This window comes from Niallia laureatilytica (genome assembly GCF_046613985.1).
Lineage (GTDB): Bacteria > Bacillota > Bacilli > Bacillales > Cytobacillaceae > Niallia.
Genome location: NZ_JBKKHP010000002.1, coordinates 619,022 through 634,483, shown reverse-complemented (window position 1 = coordinate 634,483; position 15,462 = coordinate 619,022). Strand labels below are relative to the sequence as shown.

18 protein-coding genes are annotated in these 15,462 nt (G+C 38.8%); 4 read left to right on the top strand and 14 right to left on the bottom strand.

The genetic code is table 11. The features are described from left to right. Positions 1-309 precede the first annotated feature (309 nt). On the top strand, positions 310-1,524 hold the full coding sequence (locus tag ACLIJJ_RS08230; protein ID WP_411410752.1) for a nucleotidyltransferase: 1,215 nt from the start codon (positions 310-312) through the stop codon (positions 1,522-1,524). A 28-nt stretch (positions 1,525-1,552) separates the two neighbouring features. Here the strand turns inward: ACLIJJ_RS08230 and ACLIJJ_RS08225 are convergent, their stop codons facing one another. Continuing rightward, on the bottom strand, positions 1,553-2,344 hold the full coding sequence (locus ACLIJJ_RS08225; RefSeq protein ID WP_233314520.1) for a patatin-like phospholipase family protein: 792 nt from the start codon (positions 2,342-2,344) through the stop codon (positions 1,553-1,555). Positions 2,345-2,484: 140 nt separating this feature from the next. Here ACLIJJ_RS08225 and ylbJ point away from each other — a divergent pair, with 140 nt between their 5' ends. Further along, on the top strand, positions 2,485-3,711 hold the full coding sequence (gene ylbJ, locus ACLIJJ_RS08220; RefSeq protein WP_233314521.1) for a sporulation integral membrane protein YlbJ: 1,227 nt from the start codon (positions 2,485-2,487) through the stop codon (positions 3,709-3,711). Positions 3,712-3,735: 24 nt separating this feature from the next. On the opposite strand, the gene coaD is transcribed toward ylbJ, so the two are convergent. The 12 genes from coaD to ACLIJJ_RS08160 form a co-directional block, all read right to left on the bottom strand. Next, complete coding sequence (coaD, locus tag ACLIJJ_RS08215; protein ID WP_233314522.1) at positions 3,736-4,245, bottom strand: pantetheine-phosphate adenylyltransferase; 510 nt, start codon at positions 4,243-4,245, stop codon at positions 3,736-3,738. Then, the gene (rsmD, locus tag ACLIJJ_RS08210) at positions 4,246-4,818 is read right to left on the bottom strand and encodes a 16S rRNA (guanine(966)-N(2))-methyltransferase RsmD (RefSeq protein ID WP_233314790.1); all 573 of its coding nucleotides are present in this window, start codon (positions 4,816-4,818) and stop codon (positions 4,246-4,248) included. It lies immediately after the preceding gene. Between the two features lie 386 nt (positions 4,819-5,204). Next, on the bottom strand, positions 5,205-5,480 hold the full coding sequence (locus ACLIJJ_RS08205) for a YlbG family protein (protein WP_233314523.1): 276 nt from the start codon (positions 5,478-5,480) through the stop codon (positions 5,205-5,207). 139 nt (positions 5,481-5,619) lie between these two features. Continuing rightward, a complete protein-coding gene (locus tag ACLIJJ_RS08200) occupies positions 5,620-6,066 on the bottom strand; it encodes a YlbF/YmcA family competence regulator (RefSeq protein ID WP_233314524.1) in 447 nt (148 codons plus the stop codon). Between the two features lie 98 nt (positions 6,067-6,164). Then, the gene (locus ACLIJJ_RS08195; protein ID WP_233314526.1) at positions 6,165-6,578 is read right to left on the bottom strand and encodes a hypothetical protein; all 414 of its coding nucleotides are present in this window, start codon (positions 6,576-6,578) and stop codon (positions 6,165-6,167) included. Between the two features lie 88 nt (positions 6,579-6,666). Then, positions 6,667-6,906: a YlbE-like family protein gene (locus ACLIJJ_RS08190; protein ID WP_233314527.1), complete on the bottom strand. Its 240-nt coding sequence runs from the start codon at positions 6,904-6,906 to the stop codon at positions 6,667-6,669. A gap of 12 nt (positions 6,907-6,918) precedes the next feature. Beyond that, on the bottom strand, positions 6,919-7,341 hold the full coding sequence (locus tag ACLIJJ_RS08185; protein WP_233314528.1) for a YlbD family protein: 423 nt from the start codon (positions 7,339-7,341) through the stop codon (positions 6,919-6,921). Between the two features lie 151 nt (positions 7,342-7,492). After that, a complete protein-coding gene (locus ACLIJJ_RS08180) occupies positions 7,493-8,551 on the bottom strand; it encodes a CAP domain-containing protein (protein ID WP_411410814.1) in 1,059 nt (352 codons plus the stop codon). Between the two features lie 106 nt (positions 8,552-8,657). After that, positions 8,658-9,125 carry a DUF420 domain-containing protein gene (locus ACLIJJ_RS08175; RefSeq protein WP_233314530.1) on the bottom strand — a complete coding sequence of 156 codons (468 nt, stop codon included), beginning with the start codon at positions 9,123-9,125 and terminating at the stop codon, positions 8,658-8,660. A gap of 309 nt (positions 9,126-9,434) precedes the next feature. Beyond that, positions 9,435-10,361 carry a heme o synthase gene (gene cyoE / locus ACLIJJ_RS08170; protein WP_233314531.1) on the bottom strand — a complete coding sequence of 309 codons (927 nt, stop codon included), beginning with the start codon at positions 10,359-10,361 and terminating at the stop codon, positions 9,435-9,437. A 391-nt stretch (positions 10,362-10,752) separates the two neighbouring features. After that, entirely contained in the window at positions 10,753-11,976 is a 1,224-nt protein-coding gene (locus tag ACLIJJ_RS08165; protein WP_233314532.1) for an FtsW/RodA/SpoVE family cell cycle protein, read from the bottom strand. A gap of 189 nt (positions 11,977-12,165) precedes the next feature. Beyond that, on the bottom strand, positions 12,166-12,447 hold the full coding sequence (locus ACLIJJ_RS08160) for an Fpa/YlaN family protein (RefSeq protein WP_233314534.1): 282 nt from the start codon (positions 12,445-12,447) through the stop codon (positions 12,166-12,168). Between the two features lie 215 nt (positions 12,448-12,662). Here ACLIJJ_RS08160 and ACLIJJ_RS08155 point away from each other — a divergent pair, with 215 nt between their 5' ends. Beyond that, the gene (locus ACLIJJ_RS08155) at positions 12,663-13,154 is read left to right on the top strand and encodes a peptidyl-prolyl cis-trans isomerase (protein WP_233314535.1); all 492 of its coding nucleotides are present in this window, start codon (positions 12,663-12,665) and stop codon (positions 13,152-13,154) included. A gap of 199 nt (positions 13,155-13,353) precedes the next feature. Here the strand turns inward: ACLIJJ_RS08155 and ACLIJJ_RS08150 are convergent, their stop codons facing one another. After that, positions 13,354-14,694: a PhoH family protein gene (locus tag ACLIJJ_RS08150; protein WP_233314536.1), complete on the bottom strand. Its 1,341-nt coding sequence runs from the start codon at positions 14,692-14,694 to the stop codon at positions 13,354-13,356. Positions 14,695-14,864: 170 nt separating this feature from the next. On the opposite strand from ACLIJJ_RS08150, the gene ACLIJJ_RS08145 reads away from it, so the two are divergent. After that, positions 14,865-15,455 carry a YhcN/YlaJ family sporulation lipoprotein gene (locus ACLIJJ_RS08145; RefSeq protein ID WP_233314542.1) on the top strand — a complete coding sequence of 197 codons (591 nt, stop codon included), beginning with the start codon at positions 14,865-14,867 and terminating at the stop codon, positions 15,453-15,455. The last annotated feature ends 7 nt before the right edge of the window (positions 15,456-15,462 follow it).

Below are 15,462 nucleotides of genomic sequence, written 5' to 3'. Positions count from 1 at the left end.
GTAATTATAGCTTTCATATAATTATTTGTCAATATTTTTTCTTTACACTATCTTTGCTTTTCCCTTTTATACTTAAAAGCATGATGGGTTTGCAATTCTAATGCAATAGCACTGTATCTATTCTACCTCGAATAGACGGAATTGCAAATATTATGGCTGCACCTTTTTCCGCAAAAAGAATCCTTGCTTTATAAGCTTTGCTTATCGTTTCTTTATCATGTATTCTAGGATAAGAAATTGAGCTTTAATCGATATAGTTACGAAAGCAATGCCAATCATTCTTGAAAGAAACTTGTAAGGAGATTTGAAATGAAAGCTGTTGGGATAATTGTCGAATATAATCCATTTCATAATGGACATTTACATCATATCCAAAAAGCAAAGGAATTATCAGATGCAGATATTGTCATAGCAGTTATGAGTGGACCATTCCTGCAGCGGGGCGAACCTGCATTAGTTTCCAAATGGCACAGAGCAGAGATGGCGATTTCTGGCGGTGCTGATCTTGTCATTGAACTTCCCTATGCGTTCAGCGTACAACATGCAACCATTTTTGCACAAGGAGCAGTGCAGTTGTTGGACAGTTTACACTGTGATGCTGTTTGCTTTGGCAGCGAGTCTGGAAAAATCAATGAATTTATGAATGCATACCATATCTTGACTAGCAAGAATGCTTTATTCGCTGAAAGGATCAAGCAGCATCTGCAGGAAGGCTGCAGTTATCCAAAAGCAATGTCATTTGCCTTTACGGATTTAACAACAGGTGAGGATAATATTGCCGACTTAACATTGCCAAACAATATTTTGGGCTTTGAGTATGTAAAAGCAGTAATGTCAAAAGGCTTGCAGATGGGTCTTTATACCATTCCGCGGATTAAAGCAAATTATCATGATTCATATTTTAGTTCCGAGACTATTGCCAGCGCTACGAGCATCCGCAAGGAAATTTTTGAAAAACATAGCGTTCAAACGATTGCACCCTACGTGAATACCACTACTCTGAAGATCTTAGAAGACTACAAACAAACCTTCTCTATTTTTCATCAATGGGAAAATTACTGGCCATATCTTAAGTTTAGGCTTATACAAATGTCACCGAGTGAACTGCAAACGATTTATGAAGTAGAGGAAGGTATTGAGAACCGAATTTTGGCGATTTGTCAAAAAGCAGATTCCTTTCAGGAGTTCATGTCCTTGTTGAAAACGAAACGCTACACTTGGACAAGGCTCCAGCGAATATGTGTCCATATTCTGACAAACACAACAAAAGAGGAAATACAAAAGAACGACACACCTGCATACTTGCGACTGTTAGGCAGCACAAAACTAGGGAGAGCTTATTTGAAGAAGCACAAAAAGACACTTAAACTCCCACTTATCAGCAAGCTTTCTTCCATACAACATCATCAAATTGACTTAGACATACGAGCAGCATCTATTTATGCACTGGGTGCACACCCTGCAAACCAGAAGGAGCTATTAGCGATGGAATACAGTCATGTTCCTATCATGGTAGATGAATAAATAAAAGGAATGACCAAGTAAAAACAGGTCATTCCTTTTTTTCTCTTTTCCATTTTGCTATCGCTTTTTTTATGTTAGCTGTATGCAGTCTTGCCTCCTCTTCTCCTCTTTCAATTATTTTCTCTAAATCGGTAAAAGCCTTGCTGTTAAACATTTCAACTTGGGGCCTTATCATAAAATCACTCGCCTCTTCCCGATAATTAACAAGCTCCCGCTGCATAATGTCAATACTGCGCATGATGACATCGTATATAGAGCTTATCTCGGCATCATTGCCTACATTTGCTACATCAACGGCAATCACTAAGTCTGCTCCCATTTCTTTCACGACAGAAACAGGAATCCTGTCGATTACTCCTCCGTCCACTAGAAGCCGCCCGTCCATTTTTTCCGGCACAAAAATGCCTGGAATCGAAATGCTTGCCCTGACAGCCTCTGCAATCGGCCCCTTTTTAAAGACAACCTTTTCTCCCAACGACAAATCTGTTGCGACAATCGCAATAGGGAAATCCAAATCTTCAATATTTTTTCCATACGTAAACAAATGAATAAGCTCTTTCACTTTGTTTCCTGCTATAAAACCCATTCTCGGGAGTGTGAAATCAAGATAATATTTTCGTTTAAAAAATTTAGAGATGAAATAAAGTCTGTCAATATCTGAGCCTGCCGCATAAAGGGAAGCAACTATCGCTCCAATGCTGCTTCCTGCGATATAATCTATCGGAATATTGGCCTCTTTTAATATTTTGATGACGCCGATATGCGCAAACCCTCTGGCACCGCCCGAACCAAGTGCTAATCCAATCTTCGGTCTATTCATTAAAGGAAAACCCTCCAATTATTTAATTTGGTCATAGTAATCTTATGGTCTTTTTTTTCTGCTTATGAGTATATTGTTTGGTAGAGGGCTAAAAGGACGAGTTTGAAATAGATGTTTTATAAAGGGGAGGGAATATATTCTTGTATCGTTCGAAAGTGAAAACCATAATTCTAGCTGGCACTGCATCTTTTTTAGCTTTTGCACTAGTTACATTCCCTGCAACAGCAGTCGAAGCATCCAAGGACGGTCTAAACACATGGTGGACAATCGTCTTTCCATCATTGCTTCCTTTTCTCATTTTATCTGAAGTTTTAATCGGATTTGGAGTTGTTCGATTTTTAGGGGTTTTACTAGAACCGGTAATGCGCCCACTTTTTAAAGTTCCAGGTGTCGGCGGGTTTGTATGGGCGATGGGGATGGTATCCGGCTTCCCTACAGGAGCAAAATTAACAGCCAGGTTAAGAGAAGAAAAGCAAATTACGAAGGTTGAAGCTGAAAGGCTCGTCTCCTTTTCAAATGCTTCTAACCCGATGTTCATTATCGGCGCCGTTTCTGCTGCTTTCTTTCATAATCCGAAGCTTGGATTTCTGCTGGCAGGAGCCCATTACTTAGCGAATTTTACTGTCGGTCTTTGTATGAGATTTTACGGAGTAGATGAAAAGATTCCGAAAGATAAAAAGAGCAGCAAAGTTCCTTCTTTGAAGCGTGCATTGCGGGAGCTTCATCACACCCGCTTGAAGGATAAGCGTCCATTAGGAAAGCTGCTAGGTGATGCTGTAACATCTTCCATACAGTCTCTATTAATGGTAGGCGGGTTCATCATTCTTTTTTCTGTTATTAATCGCTTGCTGTTTCACTTGCAGGTAACTTCCCTTTTGGCTGGGTTCATAGATAAATTCTTTGAGCTTTTTTCCTTCTCCACCGCTTTGTCTATCCCATTTATTGCCGGGATTTTCGAGATTACGCTGGGAAGTAAATTAACAAGCGGAGTAGAATCGAGCACTTTAATGCAACAAGCAATTGTGACAAGCATGATTCTTGGCTTTTGCGGATTGAGTGTGCAAGCACAGGTTGCAAGTATCTTAGCACAAACAGATATTGGTTTTAAGCCGTTCTTCTTCGCACGAATTCTGCAAGCTATTTTTGCAAGTATTTACACGTATTTGTTCTGGGATGTTTTCAGCGCGAATTTCCTTAATGATGATAAACCAGCGTTTGCGATGCCCGCGTTTTTAGAAGACCAGGGATGGATTAGCCAAGCTATGCAAAAATGGATGGAGATAGGTCCGGCATTTACCATTATTTGCTTGTCCGTTTATGTTGTCATCCTTTTCTTCCGGCTTCCAGGAAAGAAACGGACAGTTTAACAAAAAAGGGATTGTGAAAAATCTTCACAATCCCTTTTTATCTGTACTTTTTAACTGACGAAATTTTTCCTTTAACGCACTCTCAACCGATGGCGGTACGAGTTCAGATATATCTCCATCGTATTTACTGACCTCTTTCACAATACTAGAGCTCAAAAATGAATATTGGTTATTTGTCATCACAAAAAAAGTTTCAATTTCATCTGATAAGACTCTGTTCATAGATGTGATCTGCATCTCATACTCAAAATCAGAAACAGCACGAAGGCCGCGAATGATGGCAGTTGCATTGACACTTTTCGCATATTCAATAAGAAGACCTTCATATGAGGAGACAGTTACATTAGGAATGTCCTTTGTTACTTCCTTTATTAACTCAAGTCTTTCCTGCACAGAAAAAAACGGCTTTTTCGATGAGTTGTTTAAAACACAAACATAAACTTGATCAAAAACTTTTGCCCCTCTTTTAATAATGTCGATATGACCATTTGTGATTGGATCAAAACTGCCAGGACATACTGCAATACTAGCCATTTATGCATTTTCCTCCATATCTGTTTGTTTTGAATAAATCGATACAGCAATGATTCCATACTTTTCATATTTAATTTGCTGAAAACTGCCGATTTTTTCCGGGAGTGCTACTTCTGAACCATGTTCGCAAACTATTACACCATCATCAGCAAGGAGGCCCTCTTCATTAATAATCAGGACTAATTTCTCCAATTGCTGTTTTTTATAAGGCGGGTCTAAAAATATGTAATCAAAAACTACATCTCTTTTTATTAGCGCTTTAAGCGCCCTGTCTGCTTCATTGCGATAAACCTCTGCTTTAGCTTCCAATTTGCAAGCAGCGATATTCGTCTTAACTGTATGTATAGCTTTTCCATCCTTATCAACAAAAATGACCTTTTCAAGCCCCCTGCTTAACGCCTCAATCCCTAATCCACCACTGCCGGCAAACAGGTCGAGACCAATTCCGCCTTCAAAATACGGGCCAATCATATTGAAGATTGCTTCTTTCACTTTATCCGTAGTCGGTCTTGTCGAATTGCCAGGCACCGCCTTTAATGAAATGCCTTTATTCGTTCCTGAAACGACTCTCATCATACATCACCACTGATTTATTAGTTGATAGTTTATCATTGACTATCCTATCATAAACATTCCCGGGATTCCAACACTCATTTACACTTCTATAAAGAATCAGATATCGGCACACACAAATCTCAAGCTGTTTTTAATTTTTCACAAAAAAGCAAACTTTGATGTATAAGGTGCGCTTCCTTGGCAATACTGTAATTAACAACATCTATTCGAGGATGTTGTTGCCAACCGCGGAGAAGACTTACGTTTCCCCATAAGTTCTTCCTCCGGTTTCTCCTCTCCCTTTACCTTCTTTCCTGTAAGAGGATATAGAAGGAGCCTGCAAGCAAATAGCTTGCAGGTTTTTTTTTTCAAAATAAAAAAACCAAGATGTATTCTTAGTTTTTTTATATGCCCATCTTATAATCATATTCTTTTGCTTTGTCCGGTTTAGAATTTTCAAATTCCATTTTTAAAAACGGTTTATACGAAGGCTCTACTTTTTTCACAAATGAAAAGGAGTTTAACTTTTCCATTAGAGCTTCTGTTTCCGTTAAATTAGTATATAGCACAACATACTTTAATCGTTTGGAAATATAGTGGACATTTCCATATCTGCGCAGCATTTTCGCCTGCTTCAACGAATAAAGGTACACGATGATGCCTTGTCTCTGCCCTAGCATGATATTCCCCCGCTTCTATTTTTTTATATTCTAGCATAGCAATAAAAAAATTCATATGAATTATGTAAATTTTAGAAAGGTTCCGCCTTCATTAATCCATAAAAAAGGCGATGAAGCAATCATCATCGCCTTCTATCATTTATGCCGAACAGCTGCAGCTGCCTCCGCTTCCGCAGCCTCCGCTGCAGCCGGAAAGCTCATCGAAGAATGGGTTTCCTGTTGGTACCTTTACGAATTCAGAAACAGATCTTCCGATGATAACACTGACCTCATCGAGCAATTTTTGCAGATTATTTTCTGCTATCTTAAATGCAGCAACATTCTCGTCCATATCCATATCCCTTTTGAGCTGTCTGATTTCCATCATAACTCTCTTATACTCAGGATGATATTTGCCGAAGCGCTGCACTTCTTCGTACAGTTCTTTCATTTCATTAAAAGAAATGATTTTCCCCTGTGTTTCTTTATCAGTTATAAGGTTTGCCATGCGCATACGATATTGTTCTGCCACATCTGATTCCAATATCATTTCCGCTATGGACTCTGCCTCTTCTTGTAACATAAGCATTTCAGTTGTAGCAAGCACGATTAGCTCACCTCCAATTCTCATTTTAACTGATAAATACGAGAAAAGAAAGCAATCTGTTACGAAAACAGCTGTACATAAACCTGCCTTAACAGGACTTAGTTGATTGTCACGGTAAATTCTTTTTGAAACAAATTTATCCCTTTGTTATTAATAATTTTAAGAAGAGCTTGGTGCTGGCCGCTTTCTACATTCCTGACAACAAATGCGGCGCTTTTGTATTCCCCTACAGTCTTGCCGTCCATTTCTAATATAATTTTCCCTGTTTCCTTGCCACTGTCTTCGCGAAAAGAAAGAGATGGTGCTTTACAATCAATATAAACATTATTACCCTTAATGAGGTAATGCACGGTAATATCTTGACTCTGAACGTATGCTGATGCTAATGCTGTTTCACTTCCTAAATTCATTGCTGCTTGTCCTTCCTCCTTCACTTGAGGATCTGGAACGTCATTGTTGCAGCCATTCAAAAGGAATAAAGCAGGAATACAAAACATTAGAATTTTTTTCATAAGGAACAGCTCCCTAACATGAATTCTTTTCGTTTAGTATTCGCTGCTGCTTCCCTTTTTACTCACACAGAGTGCCGAAAATTTACCATCACGATTGTGAGTTCATTGCTTGGAACATCCCGACCATCATCGAGGCCATTTGGACACCATTGGAAAACTTCTCCACATGATGAGGAATAGTCTTTTTATAATAATGTAATGAAGCAACTTCAAAACTCTGTAATTCACCTGGATTTCTGCTTAATTGTCTGTACCAAAGCGGCTGTTCCCGGATAAATTGCTGCAATTCCCTGTTTTCCTCTAAGTACTCTTTCACGTTTTTCCTCAAAGATTTGCCTCCTTAATCTTTTCTAAATGCAAAAGGACCTGTCGGCTGTTGCACTTTACCTTTGCTGGCCTCTTGAGAGGGGCTGCTGTTTGGAGAAAACTGCGCAATGACACCTTGAATTGTACCAAGCGCTTGGTTGATATTAGCGATATAGCCTTGCAGCTGATTTTGATCCATATTTTTTATGGAATCCATAATAGAAGACATCCATAATGATTTACTTGTATTTGTTCCTGTCTCTTCGGTTTTTTCTGTACTTTGCCCTGTATTTTGCTCACTGCTCCAGCGAGCGTCTTCTTCTCCCAGCAAGTACCAATCTTCAAATAACTGCTGCCATGTTGCTTCGCCACTTCTCACCTCTTGAATAATGTGGGGATTCTCTTTCACAAACTCTTTAAATTGTTGGACTGAAGGATGAAGTTGTTTACCTGACATGCTTTTTTCACCTCTATTACGCTGAATTTGCCTACCTTACTATATGTTAACTTCCTTAAAAGGTGCCTAGTTGGCAAAAGAAAATTGGGCATAAAAAAGCACTTTTATTGTTAAGTGGATTCTTAGCAATAAAAGTGCTGCAGTTAACCTTTTACCATTTTTCAATAAAGTTTTGCGTGTAGTATTTATTATATACTCCTACACCTAAATGGGTGAAGCTTTCATTCAAGAGGCATTCCCTGTGCCCCTTGCTGTTCAGCCAGCCTTCCATAACAGCAGCTGCATCTGTGTATCCCGCTGCTATATTTTCCCCTGCAAGCTGATAAAAAACATCTCCTGTCTTGAGCCGTTCCTCCAGGTCGCCATATTTATCAGATGTATGGGAAAAATTCTTCGTATCATACATATCTACACTATGACCTAAAGCTACTGTTGCTGTGTCTTCATCCCATTGAACCTTCCCTAAATTAAACCTGCTTCTAATAACATTCGTAATATCTAATATTTGACGTTCATTGCCATCCTCAACAGCTTCATTTTCCTTCACTACCAAATCTGCTTCCAAAAGCTCTCCTCTGTATACAAGCTCATACGGCCTGATTTGAAGCAATGTTCGTGCATCCATATAACGGACGCTTGAGAGTGTTCCTGTAAACTTATCAAAGTACAGCTGCACATAATAATCGCCCATTTTCACAAGAGGCCTGTTGTTAATTTCATCTTCTGAAAGCTCAAACCGGTAGGAGGAGTCCTCATAATTCAAACTGATATTTGTCTCGATTGGTGTCTTTTCATATATATTGCCGATTTCTTCGCCAATCTTGTACGGAGCTATGTTCACATCTTGTCCAATTGCAAAAATCGTCACCACTTTATCATCGAGCACACCAACCTGAAAATATTTAGAGGAATCTTGATTGTATATCCACCATTCATATTCGTAATTGGATGAGTCTTTTCTTGCTGGTTCTCCGTATTTTTTGACAAGGTCCTTTGCACTGCTGCCGATCATGCTTCCAAGCCCCTCTTCAGGCATTGAAATCGATGTGTCTTCGTCCGCTTCTTCTGAAAGACCTTCATCGACTTTCGCTGAGTTCGTGCCGTCATCTACAAGGGCATCAGAGTTTTCACTTGTATCAGTAATACTCATGTAAAACCAGACCGCTAGCAATATAGAAATAATAATTACAATTCTGAGTAATGTCTTCAGAGGCTGAACCCCCTCTCTACCATCATTTCTATCATTATATGTTTGCTGCTTACTAAATAGTATAGCATTATTAAAATAAAATCTGATAGACTGAACTTTTTAGAAATTAAAATCCTAGTATAGCTTTAATAACAGAGGTAGTCTCTCCGCCATGATAGATTACATAAAGCAGTAAATAAACCGCAACACCGGTAATGGCAGTGAAGAACCAGATGATGCTCGTAGTTGGGCCAATCTTACGGTGAATTTCATATTTCTTCTTATAACCTGTGACAAGCATCGTAATTCCTAACACAGCGCCTGTTGTTGCTAAAGTGATATGAAAAATCAGAAATATTGTGTAGTATATTTTAATATCATCTGGTCCACCGAATGCAGTATTCCCAATAAAAATAGTTCTGGAAGCGTAGATGACAAAGAAAATAACCGCACAGATTGCGCCAATAAGCATTGCTTTTTGATGTGCTTCCAATTTTCGTTTGATTATTAAGCCCCAGCCAATTGCGACAAAAATCGCACTCAATACAATAAATGCAGTGCTAATAGTAGGTAAAACCGGTAGTGAATAATTCATTTTCAAACCCTCTCTAAATAAGTATTTTTAAAGGGAATTCCCTAAGCTTTTAACAAGTGTACCTTGCACACAATAAAAATATGTACGAAACAAGCAAGACAAAAAAAGGATATTCTAGCAAAAGGATAACACTTCTATTCGACAATCTCTCCAAAGTTTGTCTAGCTTTCCCTTTCATCTTAACGGCTTCCTAAAGCAAGAATCAAGTATACTGTGCCTGCTTTAGGAATTACTGTTAAGTAAGTCTGCCTTAAGTATTGGAGTTATGTTGAATGATCGTGTCTATCCATTGATAGAATATCCTCTTACTTAGATGATGAATGTGACAAGGACCATGGCAACGAATAAAATGGTCATATATTGAAGAGAATATACGAACATAGCAGTCGCCCATTTAATCTCGTCCTTTTTCTTGCTTGCAATAATACCTGTGATAATCCAGCCGATATTAAGCAATGTTGCCAGAATTAAGAAAGGAATACCAAGTTTCACTAATAAGAATGGCAATGGAAGTAAAGCGATAACCCATGCATACGTATGTTTTTTTGTTACTTCAAAGCCTTTTACAACAGGAAGCATCGGCACTCCTGCTGCTCTGTACTCCTCTACTCTTCTAATTGCCAATGCATAGAAATGCGGTGGCTGCCAGAAGAACATAATTAAGAACAAGCTCCATGCCATAATATCAAGATTCGGATCAATTGCCGCCCAACCGATTAAAGGCGGAACAGCACCGGAAAAGCTACCGATAACTGTGTTTGAAACAAGTCTTCTCTTAGACCACATTGTGTAGACAACCACATAGCTGAAAGCTCCTACCAATGCAATCACCGTTGCAGAGATAGTCGTTAGAAGCATAAAGAATGTTCCGATTGCAAGCAAACCGAATCCGAGAACTGCAACCTTGCCTGGTGTGACTTTCCCAGTAACAGTCGGTCTCTCCTTAGTTCTTTCCATCAGCGGATCAATATCCCTGTCAATATAATTGTTTAGTGCACAAGATCCTGCAATAATTAAGGCTGAACCAATTAATGTATACAAGACTGTGTCGATATTCACCAAAAATTTCTCTCCAGAAAAATGCAGCGCCAGCCACAATCCTGTAAAGACTGTAATTAGGTTAGAATTTACAATACCTACTTTGATCAGCGCTAAGAAATCCTTCCACGCAGATGTTTTTGGCAGTGATTCTTCCCCGTCAACCTGAGCTTCAGGATACGCTCTATAATTTGCCATAGATGTTTCCTCCCTTATTTAAACCAAATCTATATCCTTTATAAAAAGCTTAAAAGTGCAATTGGAATTACTGTTCATTCCCACTTAAACTCATCTTTCCTTTATATAAACATAAAGGTAAATGATTGTTTGTGCCCAATTTCACAATTATTAACAACATTTAAACGATGAAAAAAGGCCCTTTTATAATTAAAACATATTTCAATCTTTTTTTCCGCATTTTTTTACAAAAAAATAAAAGTCTCTCTATGCGAAATAGATTCCTTCGACCCACAATCTATTATAAATCTAATTGCCCCGTTAGCCAAATAAAATAACTGAAATGGATATACTTCACTTACATAGGAAAATTAAAGAAGATGCCCTAATCCACTAGGGCATCTTCTTTATGCTAGATTCTTTCCTGCTGTGCGATTCTTTTTCTCAAAGGAACCTCAGGAACAGCCTCTTCTCGATTTTTATACACTTTTTCATATTTAGTGAACATCGAAACATTCAGCAATATTCCCATGCCTATGGCGAGCTGTACAAGCGATGACCCTCCGTAGCTTACGAAAGGGAGCGGAACACCTGTTAGAGGTATCACTCCTGACACACCGCCGATGTTAATGAAAGACTGGATGCCAATCATGCTTGAAATCCCGATTGCAAGGAGGCTGCCAAAAGGATCTTTGCATTTCAATCCAATATATATACCTCTTAACACAATATAGCTTAAGCATACGACTACAAAGCCTACTCCAAAAATACCGAGCTCTTCTGCAATTACCGCCATAATGAAGTCTGTGTGGCCGTCTGTTAAATATCCGAGCTTTTGTATACCCTGTCCTAATCCAAGACCTTTTAAGCCTCCTCCGCCTATGGCAATAAGCGAGTTGCTCATTTGGTAGCCGGTGGATTGGACCATGTCTTCAGCAAAAGGCGAATCCATAAATACGAAAATCCTGCTCAGCTGCTTTTCAGTCAAGACATCTTTGCCAAAAAGCTGAAGAACTACTACAGCAATTGCCACTACAGCAAGGCCGATGCCGGCTAGCTTTGACAAGTTCTTCAAACTCATTCCGGAACAGATAATAATCGTTGCCGCAATCATGAAGATTATCGCTGCTGTTCCAAAGTCAGGCTGTAAGCCGACAAGCATACATACAAGCAATAAGTATGCGAGCGGAGGTGCAACCCCTCTGTTAAATTCGTTTATGTAAGATTGCTTTTTCGCATAGATGGCGGAGAGATAAACAATCACCGACAGCTTAACGAATTCCGCAGGCTGCAGGCTTGCCGTTCCAAGCTTATACCAGCTTTGTGCATTTCCTGCCACATGACCAAGAACAAAAACACCGAAAAGACCAATTAACGATATAAAAACCATGGGAACGAGAAATCTATTGCTCATAAATGCCTTATAAGGAAAAAGGGCGACAACAATAAAGGCCACTCCTGCCACAAGCAAGTTAAGAATCTGTTTCTTATAAAAGAAACTGCTGCTGTCTTCCCCATAATATTGGACAGATGATACCATACTGGCACTGTATATCATAATTACTCCAAATAGAGAAAGTAATACCATTGCAACAATCAGTGTATAATCATATGATTTTAAGATTTTTTTGAACATCCGCTGCTACCCCTTACTAAAGTTTAAGCAATGACAATACATTCGCTGCCATTTGTTTCAATTCCTGCCTATTAGCTTGGAAGTTTTTCTTTTGCTGCTTTTACTATTCTAACATGATATAAAAAATATCACATGGATTTCAACAATAAAAAAACTCAAACAATAAGTTCGTTTGTTTGAGTTCGCTTATTATTTTCTTATAGACGCTTCATGTAATACTGAGAGTTCTTTTTCTAATTCGTCTAGTATCTTCTTGCCGACGCTTTCTTCCACTAACCCTAACCGAATAGCAAAATCTATCTCCTTGGATAATCCAAACATTTGTGTATCCAGAACTTCTTCATATAAAGGACATTGCGGCATTGTTAAGTTATCCATTTGAACTTTTATAAGCTTTAGTATTTTGTCAGCATCTGCTTTTAACAGTGCATTTGCTTTCTCTTTATGGTTTATGATCATATCAGAAGTCAACCCTATCCCCCCGTTTCCGAGCGATTATCCTATCTATAAAGTTTAAACTCAACATAGGAAAATTGCAAGAACTATCACAAGAAAGTTATTTACAGGAAAGCTAATCTAGAATTCTCCTTATCTGCCGAAAGTTAAAAACTGACAAAGAAACATAGAAAAGATATACTAAAAACATACATACTAATTGCAGTCATACAGACAGGAGAGATAAAAATATGAACCAAATCATGCAAGTAAAGGGATTAGTTGCATTTCCAATTACTATCGATCCAAGTGTTTGGATTTTTGATGACCGAAAAAAAACAAGTGAGGAAATATTTGCTTTGACGCAATCTGAGTCTGATTTGGAAGCATATACGAAAGAGGTTTCGAAGCACTGGGACCGGGAATTGCTTGAAGGTGCACATTTGCCTGAAAAAGCTGCAGGAAAAAAATTTAAAAAACAAGAGATAATAACAGGTACATTTTACATGCCGCTTGCTCCTTTTATAAAAAATGCCGAGCCATTAAAAGAAGCAGAGCAAATTGTGATCCAATCTGCAGAAAAGGAGCTTACTTACCCACTAAGCGTTGTAGATGAGATGGTGCTGCTTTTCTGCAAAAACGGAAAGCCGCTAACGGACAGCGGACCTATTCATTTATTTTTTAAAAACAAAGGAATAGACCAAACGCCGTTAACGTCCATCACAGGATTTGAACTTACTTAAACATTGCTTTTTAGTTATATCAGCTTGCCCTTTTTATGGTTACTAACTAAAGTACTTTAAATCCAACTATGCCAGGCTGTTTGAAACCGCTTATCTTTCTAAATGTGATCTCAAGCTGTCAATCGAGATGCGTTTTTATCAGACACACTTTCAGAAGGATATACTGTCACAACAGCCTGAAATAGATGCACATACTTTATTACAGCAGGTCTGCAGCCAATTGGGCTAAACCAGACCGCTCTCCTTTGACAAGCTTGACATGCCCTGCAATCTGCTGGTCTTTAAACCTTTCGACTACATATGTCAAACCATTATTGAAAGCATCAAGATACGGATGGTCAATTTGCTCCGGATCTCCCATGAGTACTATTTTACTGCCTTCTCCCACTCGTGTCAGAATCGTTTTCACTTCATGCTTTGTTAAGTTTTGCGCTTCATCAATGATGATGAACTGATCTGGTATGCTTCTTCCCCTTATATAGGTTAACGCCTCTACTTCAATAGACCCCATTCCAGCTAGTATTGCTTCCAGCTCTCCTGGTTTTTTTGTATTGAAAAGATACTCCAGATTATCAAAGATAGGCTGCATCCAAGGTCTCAGCTTCTCTTCCTTTTCTCCAGGAAGAAAACCTAAGTCCTTCCCCATTGGTACAATCGGTCTTGCAACAAGCAGTTTTTTATAATCTCCATAATCCTCTGTCTGCATCAGACCTGATGCTAATGCAAGCAAAGTTTTACCTGTTCCAGCCTTGCCAATCAATGTGACAAGCGGCAAGTCTCTTTTCAGCAGCAGTTCAATCGCCATCGTCTGCTGAACATTTCTCGGACGAATTCCCCATATATGTTCATGATCAAAAATGAGCTTCTTCACATACTTACGAGTTGCATCCACCACTGCTAACGCTGATGAGGACGAACCAAGTACATCCTTCAGGAGGATAAATTGATTTGGATAAAAAGCTCCTGTATTATAGCCAGCTCCCAATTCAGAAATAAGCAGCTGCCCTTTTTCATAAAACTTATTTAATATATCTAAGGTTACTTGTACATCCGTAAAACCAGTATAAAGATGATCGTTTTCCACCACCCGGTCGCTCAGAAAATCCTCTGATTCAAGGCCGATTGCATCTGCCTTCACTCGGACGAGCGTATCCTTACTAACCAGTATGACAGTTCGTCCATCCTCTTTTTTCTCTTCCTCTAAAGACAAGTTTTTTGCAACTGCCAGAATGCGGTTATCGTTTGTTTTCTCCACAAAAATTTCCTGCAGCTGGTGAAAAGAGCGATGGTTCAATTCGATTCGTAATGTGCCGCCATTTTCGAGTGGTATTCTTTCATGCAGCTTTCCTGATTCTCTTAGATTGTCAATTAGTCTGGATATTTGTCTTGCATTCCTCCCTATTTCATCCATATACCTTTTTTTGCTGTCTACCTCTTCTAAAACTACTGCTGGAATGACTACATCATTTTCTTCAAAAGAAAAAATGGAATAAGGATCCTGTAACAAGACATTTGTATCTAAAACATAAATTTTACTCAAACTGATGCCTCCTGCTCTAAAACGTCATGAGTTGCCCTACTCTCCGATATCGGAAAGAACCTTGATAAAATATATGTTTTATCGAATAAAGATAGAAGATATTTTGCACAATAAACATTAGAAGTGTAAAAAAATTTTAGAGGAATCATCATAAAAGGAGGAAATCCTGCATGAAAAAAAGCATTTTATGTACTTGTCTTGTACTATTGCTTGCTGGCTGTGCCGCTAACGGTAATCGTGATGCACAAACAGACAACGATCTAGCGGACGTTAAAAACTCAACGATAGATGATGTAAATCGAAAATCCGGCCAAGAAATTTCCGAGCGTCTTGTAAATTTAGCAACAAGCATTCCTAATGTGAATGATGCCACAGCCGTAGTAATAGGAAGATATGCTATTGTCGGAATTGATATAAATTCTAACTTAGACCGATCAGAGGTTGGCTCCATTAAGTATGCTGTAGCAGAAAGCCTTAAAAACGACCCAAATGGCGCAAATGCGATGATTGTCGCAGATCCTGATATCAATGCGCGCCTAGCAGAAATTGCCGAAGACATCCAGGACGGTGAACCAGTACAAGGCATATTCAATGAACTCGCCGACATTACCGGCAGAATTATCCCAGAATTACCAGCAGATATCCTGAATAACGACCCAGGCAGCAATCTGAAAACACCTGACAATAAACTGAACGAAAACGAAAAGAATCAGCTCAAAAAAGACCAAGACGAACAATCAAACAATCACTTGAAAGACTAACATTCGA